5 protein-coding genes and 1 pseudogene are annotated in these 6545 nt (G+C 36.3%); 5 read left to right on the top strand and 1 reads right to left on the bottom strand.

Annotation, left to right across the window (positions count from 1 at the left end):
* Nucleotides 1-332 precede the first annotated feature (332 nt).
* The gene (locus tag H6G73_RS21085) at nt 333-638 is read right to left on the bottom strand and encodes a hypothetical protein (protein ID WP_190608025.1); all 306 of its coding nucleotides are present in this window, start codon (nt 636-638) and stop codon (nt 333-335) included.
* Nucleotides 639-1113: 475 nt separating this feature from the next.
* On the opposite strand from H6G73_RS21085, the gene H6G73_RS21090 reads away from it, so the two are divergent.
* The 5 genes and pseudogenes from H6G73_RS21090 to H6G73_RS21110 all read left to right on the top strand — a co-directional run bounded on the left by H6G73_RS21090 (nt 1114) and on the right by H6G73_RS21110 (nt 6390).
* The gene (locus tag H6G73_RS21090; protein WP_190608027.1) at nt 1114-1809 is read left to right on the top strand and encodes a hypothetical protein; all 696 of its coding nucleotides are present in this window, start codon (nt 1114-1116) and stop codon (nt 1807-1809) included.
* 284 nt (nt 1810-2093) lie between these two features.
* Nucleotides 2094-2906, top strand: coding sequence for a hypothetical protein (locus H6G73_RS21095; protein ID WP_190608029.1), 813 nt, complete (start codon nt 2094-2096; stop codon nt 2904-2906).
* Between the two features lie 302 nt (nt 2907-3208).
* Nucleotides 3209-3917, top strand: a pseudogene (locus H6G73_RS21100) (hypothetical protein).
* 74 nt (nt 3918-3991) lie between these two features.
* Complete coding sequence (locus H6G73_RS21105) at nt 3992-4402, top strand: transposase (RefSeq protein ID WP_190608031.1); 411 nt, start codon at nt 3992-3994, stop codon at nt 4400-4402.
* A 179-nt stretch (nt 4403-4581) separates the two neighbouring features.
* Nucleotides 4582-6390, top strand: coding sequence for a bifunctional 3'-5' exonuclease/DNA polymerase (locus H6G73_RS21110; protein ID WP_190608033.1), 1809 nt, complete (start codon nt 4582-4584; stop codon nt 6388-6390).
* Nucleotides 6391-6545: the final 155 nt, after the last annotated feature.

The raw sequence follows: 6545 nt of genomic DNA on the forward strand, positions 1-6545 counted from the left end.
ATAATTCGCGAGTAAACAATCCACTATAATCGCAATTATGTGGCTTGCTTTCGCGTTACATTAATATGAATTATTAATGACGAATTATTTTGAGGACTTACGCAAAAGAACGAAAAAATAAGGTTTTCGGAAGTAGGTGAATGGAATGAGAAAAACCCCTACACCCTACAACCAGTCTATGACTTACGTCACGCTGCGCTATCACCGATCAATTCTGTGCGTAAGTCCTAATTTTGATGGAAACTGAACTCTAATAAACAGGAATTTCGCCTTTAAAAGGCAAAAGAATTTTATTGTTATTTTTGGAGCATAAATTGGAGTAAAAGCCAGGGCTACAACTCTATTTCTGGTGATGTTGACTGCTGATTTTTCTTGGATTGATAACCCGAAGCTGAACCATATCCTGGTAATTTAGGATTGGGATTAGCAGATGATTCTGTATATGCTGTATCGCCCAAATTGATTTCAAAAACATTTTCTTGATAGCCATCTTCAAATATGTCTGTTTTCCAAGGATTATTGTTATCCTCATCACCAGATTCCTCAATACTATAACCCGGTGACTGATAACCGTTGACAGACTTTACCTGATTATTTTCATCTTCAAAATTTGGATTTAATGCGTGTTTTTTATTCATTGCTATTACCTGAACAACAATATCATTCAATAATGGACAATTAACAATGGATAATTGACAATTACCATTCAATACTGCTCAGTTTACGAAATACAGCAGATTCCTTTGTTATGAGGTACAGTCTAATATTCTTGGTTTTTGATTTCTACTTTATGTCTGAAAATAAAATGTACCTCCTTACATCGGGAAGTGCTGTAAATAAGGCTGAAATCCTTGAAATATTGTTATTTGTGATGACCAAAAATGCTTAACCGAGTAGTGTTAAATTACCTCTTCCTCATTGGGGAGAGGATTGAAAAATAGGGATTTTTCAAAAAATAGGTTGAAAAGCTTGAATGAAAAAAATATTAATTGTCAATTCTCAATTAATTAATACCAGCATAAAAAATTAATTGAGTAACAGCAATAACCGACTGGCTAATTATTTATTAGCCGATTGGCTATTTTTGGTGATGCGCTCATATCGAAAAGACAAATGGAACAACTAAACTTGATTCCTGAAGAAGTAGTAACAGAATTAAAGAATCATAAAAATGCTAAATTGCCAGATAATACATTGAAGATGCTGCAAATTCTGGCTAGGTTAGATACTCCTAAAGAATTGTTAGCAACTTTATTAGAAATAGCCGAATTTTCTATACACCATATTCGCTATTTAGCCGGTCCATTGGTTATTTATGGCAATGCTTGGAGTGATACTATTCCTCAATGGTTGAAGTTTGCTTGTATTCAAGATAGGTTAGAACTGATTTGTAATGAATACCAAAAAAATCAAGTTGGTGAGTATGCCACAGCTACAGAAGTTCTCACCTATATGATGCCAGCAACTTACGATGCACCTTTACATCGAGATTACGCCAACCTTTATCTTTGGGTAGGTAATGAAGTTTTGACTAAATACGATAAATTACCCAAAGATTGCCAGAGTTTTTATGAATTTATTGATGGAAATACAAGGAATAGTGGCAGTAAATCCATTATTCATTTTCATCAGGTAAAAAATGATTTTCACGATATTAGCCAATCAATTCGCCGCAGCATAGTTAAACACGCAGCACAGCAAGGATGGGGTAAACGTCGTGTTAATGCTAAGTCTAAATTAGACGAACTTGAAAATACTCATCCTGTTGAAATTTCAGCCAGTTCATCTGTACAAATGAATTTGTTTTAAAGTTATCACAAAATCCTCAGTTGAAAATCATAAGTTTCAAACTGGGGATACAAATATTATCAATTGATCATTCATAATTGACAATTTTTATTCAAGGGGTTTAACTTCTCCTTTATTGGAAAAATCATATTTCCCATCTTCTTACGAATAAGGGAGAAGCAATTGTCAATTATTAATTGGATTGTCCATTGTTGAACATCTTCATCAATCTTGTGAATTTGAAGAAAGTGAAAATGAAGCTATTGCTTCGTTGTTTTTGATAATCGAATCTCAATTGAATCACCATGAATATTCAACAGACTCAAGAAGTTTTAAATTATCTAATCCTGATAATTACAGCCTCTTTTACTACCGTAATGCTTGTTGACTTTGGATTAGGATTAGTGCATTTATTGCATGATGTATCTGCTCAAATTGAAGTTGGTAATACCAATAATACATCTGAAAAGTCAAACATTGAATTTTGTGACACAATCAATAGCAATCTTCATCTTGAAAAAGAAAATTGTCATCCATCTGCTAATTATAATTCTGTTGTTCATAGTTCTGCCAATATTGCACATAACAATGGTAATCAATCATGTGTATCAGATGATGATTTTACCAAAATTGAAGAACAGGCTCAATCTGCTATTTCTAATAACCTTGAATATGACAATTGTAATCAACCAAGTGTCTCAGATGATGATTTAATCAAAGTTGAAGCAGTGAATCAATCTAATAATTCTAACACCTCAGAAAATGACAATAGTAATCAATCAAATGACAGAACTTCTTTACAACGAGAACTCGAAATCAACAATTCAATTACTGTTGACATAGACAAAATTGATTTACGCACAGCCAGAAAAATTGCCAGTGCCATTAAAAAATCTACAAACCCTAAATCCGACTTAATTATCAAACAGAAAGTCAATGGTAAAAACGTTCCTTTAGCTTGGTTGCAAGCACAAATCACAAATCGTTTAGAAATTGCCCCAGAAGTTGTTCAACCAATTATTCAAGAATTAGCCCCTAATGCAATTCATGATTCTGACCAAAATATCCAACCTCATCATATTTTACAAAAAGGTAAGCCTCAGCGTCAAGTTGGTTAGCGGATTTTTTGGCTTTTTCCCCCTTGAAATGGGCGGTTTTAAACCTTGAATAAAACAATTATCAATTGATAATAGAGGGATTTTATAAATCTCTTTTTTTTATCAAATAAATGTCAACTAAGTAAATCGGATCAAAAAAATAAACCAAGTACAAAGATTAAAAGGGAGCATCCCAATTTTGCAAAGAGATAGGGAGAAGGTAGAAATATTCGCGATAAATCATCGCGAATAAAGGAGGGGACTGTACATCAACACAAGAATTAGCGACAATGAAAAGTGTTTTATCCCTAGTAGAAAGACCAATGACCCCAGAAGAGAAAAAAGAATTAGATGCACATGTAAAAGCCATCGCCAAAATCCTGTATAAAAACACGCCACCAGAAAAAATCGAAACCTTTGAAGGAATCGAAACAGCCGTTCGTGACCAAGTATTAGAACACGTCAGCCCGAAAATCGCCTTTTTTTTGTCGGAGAAAAAACGGGAACAACAAGAGGACGCAGCCGAACCATAAGAAGTTGTCTAGGGAAAATAATCATCACCAAACAACAAGCAGCAAGGATGGGAATCGAGCCATATAGGAGGTTTAGCCCATTACTAGAAAAGTGCTGTTTATTACTAGCAGCAAACGTTTCATTCCAAGATGCAGAAAAAGACCTGAAAGTGATGACTGGAATAGAAGTAGGTCATAGCACCTATCATCGCCAGGTGCAGAGATTGGATACATCACCACCGAATGTCAAACAGAAATTAACAGAAGTCTGTATAGATGGAGGAAAAGTCAGAATACGCTCACAAGAGAAAGGAAAACCTGCGTACTGGAAAGAGTATAAAACAGGTAGATTGCGGAACAATTAAGCTCCATTGGTTCTGGAGCAGTGGAGTCAGCAGTCAAACAAGTAGATAAGCGACTGAAAATTGTCGGAGCGCAGTGGAAGTACGAAAACATACCATCAATCTTGTCTCTGCGTTGTTCCTACCTCAATGGTTTCCTAGCACCCGCCTGGGGATAGGTGCTTAATCGCACAATCTCTGTTTACCCTGTCCTTCGCGAGTTATAATCGCGAATAGTGTGGGGTGTCTGTGTATGCCAAGACCAAAAATCAACGATACTGAACAAGATAAAATTGCTCGATTTGAGAGGATAAGCAAAGCAATTACAGCTTTAGAAAAACAACAATCACAGATATTAAAACAAGGGGTGCTTGCTCCACAAGGAGCTTGGGTAGCTCGTTACCAAGTTCGTCAAAACCTGAAGAAATATTGGTACTACAAATTACAGGCTTCTACTCCTTGCTTCCCTCAAACAACATCTTCAAAACTGAGTAAATATAAACATTTAGGTAAAGCTGGTACTACTGAACACATTGACGCTGTGATGTCGGTTTTTCGACGCTCTGTTTGGGAAGAATTACAGAGAATCATTGATACTCTGGATGAGTGTCTTCTCGATATTCGTTCTGGGTTGGAACAGGAGGAGGAAGAGCAGCAAGATTAATTCCCCCTTTTATTCGCGATTGATTCTCGCGAATTCTTTTTCTCTCTCTGTTTTTACAAAATTGGGATGCTCCCGATTAAAATTCCTGAAAGTGTCTTTCATGTCGCCTTGTCATAACAACACTTTTCACCACCTACCTACTTAATATTCATATCTAAAAAACCAAATCAATAAACTTTATGAATTATTCCCCGAAATACCCTGAATACCCAGAATACACTGTAGTCAAAGATATTCCAACTCTCAAAAGTGTTATCAAACCTTTGTTTAAAGCAAAATTTATAGCTTTAGATTGTGAGACTACAGGACTAGATCCTTTAACTGACATAATTAGATTAATTCAAATAGCTGTACCTAATTATCCAGTTGTTATCATTGATTTACCAGCTATTTATAAATGCAATAATGTAGAACACAATACCGGAGATGAACGCACTACAATTAGTCGGTTACTACTTAACAAACTCTTCTGTAATTCTGCTTTGAAAATAGCTCATAATGCCAAGTTTGAATGGCAATTTCTCACTCAAGCTGGACTGCACATTGCTGAAGGTTTCTTTGATACTCAACTAGCTTACCAAGTTTTAAATGCTGGCATTAAAACCAGTGCATCTTTAGAAAATGTCACTCGTCAGCTTTTGCGTATACAAATAGATAAAACTTTACAAACTAGCAATTGGCATCAAAATTTGACTCCAGAACAATTACAATATGCTGCTCTAGATGCTGCTATTTTACTTGACCTTTACCCGATTTTAGTCAAGAAATTAAAACAGGCTAATTTGTTGAAAGTTGCCCAACTTGAATTTCATTGTATGCCTGTTGTTGCTCAAATGGAACTCAATGGAATGTTGTTTGATTTGTCTCGATGGCATAAGTTGGGTGCTTCTTTAGAAGCTGATAAAATCAATGCGCTTCAACAACTTAAACAATTGCGTTTGGTGGGCAAATCTCAATTATCGCTGTTACCAGAATTGACTGATACTGTTAATCCTAATTCTTCCCAACAAGTTTTAGCTGCTTTCCAGGCTATGGGTATTCCTGTGCAATCGACTAATCAAAAAGATTTAGTGCCTTTGGTTAATCAATATCCTATTATTAAGGCTCTTTTGGACTATCGTCACCTTGCTAAAATCACTGCCACTTTTACTGATAGTTTACCTAAACATATTCACCCTAAAACTGGGAGAATTCACCCTAATTACTATCAATTAGGAGCAAGGTCTGGGAGATTTTCTTGTCGTCAACCACCTTTACAAACTATTCCCCGTGATGCTGCTGCTAGAAGTTGTTTTATTGCTGCACCTAGCTATCAAATACTGAAAGCTGATTATTCGCAAATTGAGTTAAGAATTGTGGCGCGTTTGAGTGGTGATGCTAAGATGTGGCAAGCATACCATCAAGGTGCTGATTTACACAAATTGACTGCTGCTTTGGTAACTGGTAAGCTGATCACGGAGGTCGGTGAGGAAGACCGCAGACTGGCTAAAGCGATTAATTTTGGGCTGATTTATGGTATGGGTGCTGCTAAACTTCGCATCTATGCTGAGACTAAGTATGGTGTGACTATGACACTGGAGGAGGCGAAGGCTTTTAGAAGCAGGTTTTTCGATGCTTATTCTGGTGTAACTAAGTGGCATGAAACGATTAAGAAAGCATATTTGCGGGGTGTGAAAGAAAGTCGGACTTTGGCAGGAAGAAGACGGAGGTGGGCTGATAAACCCAGGTTGGCTGAAATGCTCAATCATCCTGTGCAGGGGTTAAATGCTGATATTAATAAGTTGGCGATGGTGAAGCTTGTTAAGCCGTTAGCTAAAACTAATGCCAGGTTGATTTGTGTTGTTCATGATGAAATTGTGCTGGAATGTCCAGAAAATGAGATTGAACAGGTTAGCAGTATTTTACACAGATGTATGGTTGCTGCGGCTGAAAAGTTTCTGAATCCTGTGCCTGTTGTAGTGGATGTTAGTGTGGGTGATAGCTGGTAATAGACATCTCCGAAAAAGAATGAAATTATGATATAACCAGATAAAATAGCGTATCTACCCTGGTATTATGAGCAACATAGTCGAGTATATTCATAACAATCCTGAAGAATCTCAAAGATTATTAGGACTGCATTATGAACAGTTAAAACAACTTA

It is taken from the genome of Richelia sinica FACHB-800 (assembly GCF_014698825.1).
Lineage (GTDB): Bacteria > Cyanobacteriota > Cyanobacteriia > Cyanobacteriales > Nostocaceae > FACHB-800.

Coding starts and splice junctions, on each gene's coding strand:
- H6G73_RS21090 (WP_190608027.1), top strand. CDS start 1,114: ATGGAACAACTAAACTTGATTCCTGAAGAAGTAGTAACAGAATTAAAG.
- H6G73_RS21085 (WP_190608025.1), bottom strand. CDS start 638: ATGAATAAAAAACACGCATTAAATCCAAATTTTGAAGATGAAAATAAT.
- H6G73_RS21110 (WP_190608033.1), top strand. CDS start 4,582: ATGAATTATTCCCCGAAATACCCTGAATACCCAGAATACACTGTAGTC.
- H6G73_RS21105 (WP_190608031.1), top strand. CDS start 3,992: ATGCCAAGACCAAAAATCAACGATACTGAACAAGATAAAATTGCTCGA.
- H6G73_RS21095 (WP_190608029.1), top strand. CDS start 2,094: ATGAATATTCAACAGACTCAAGAAGTTTTAAATTATCTAATCCTGATA.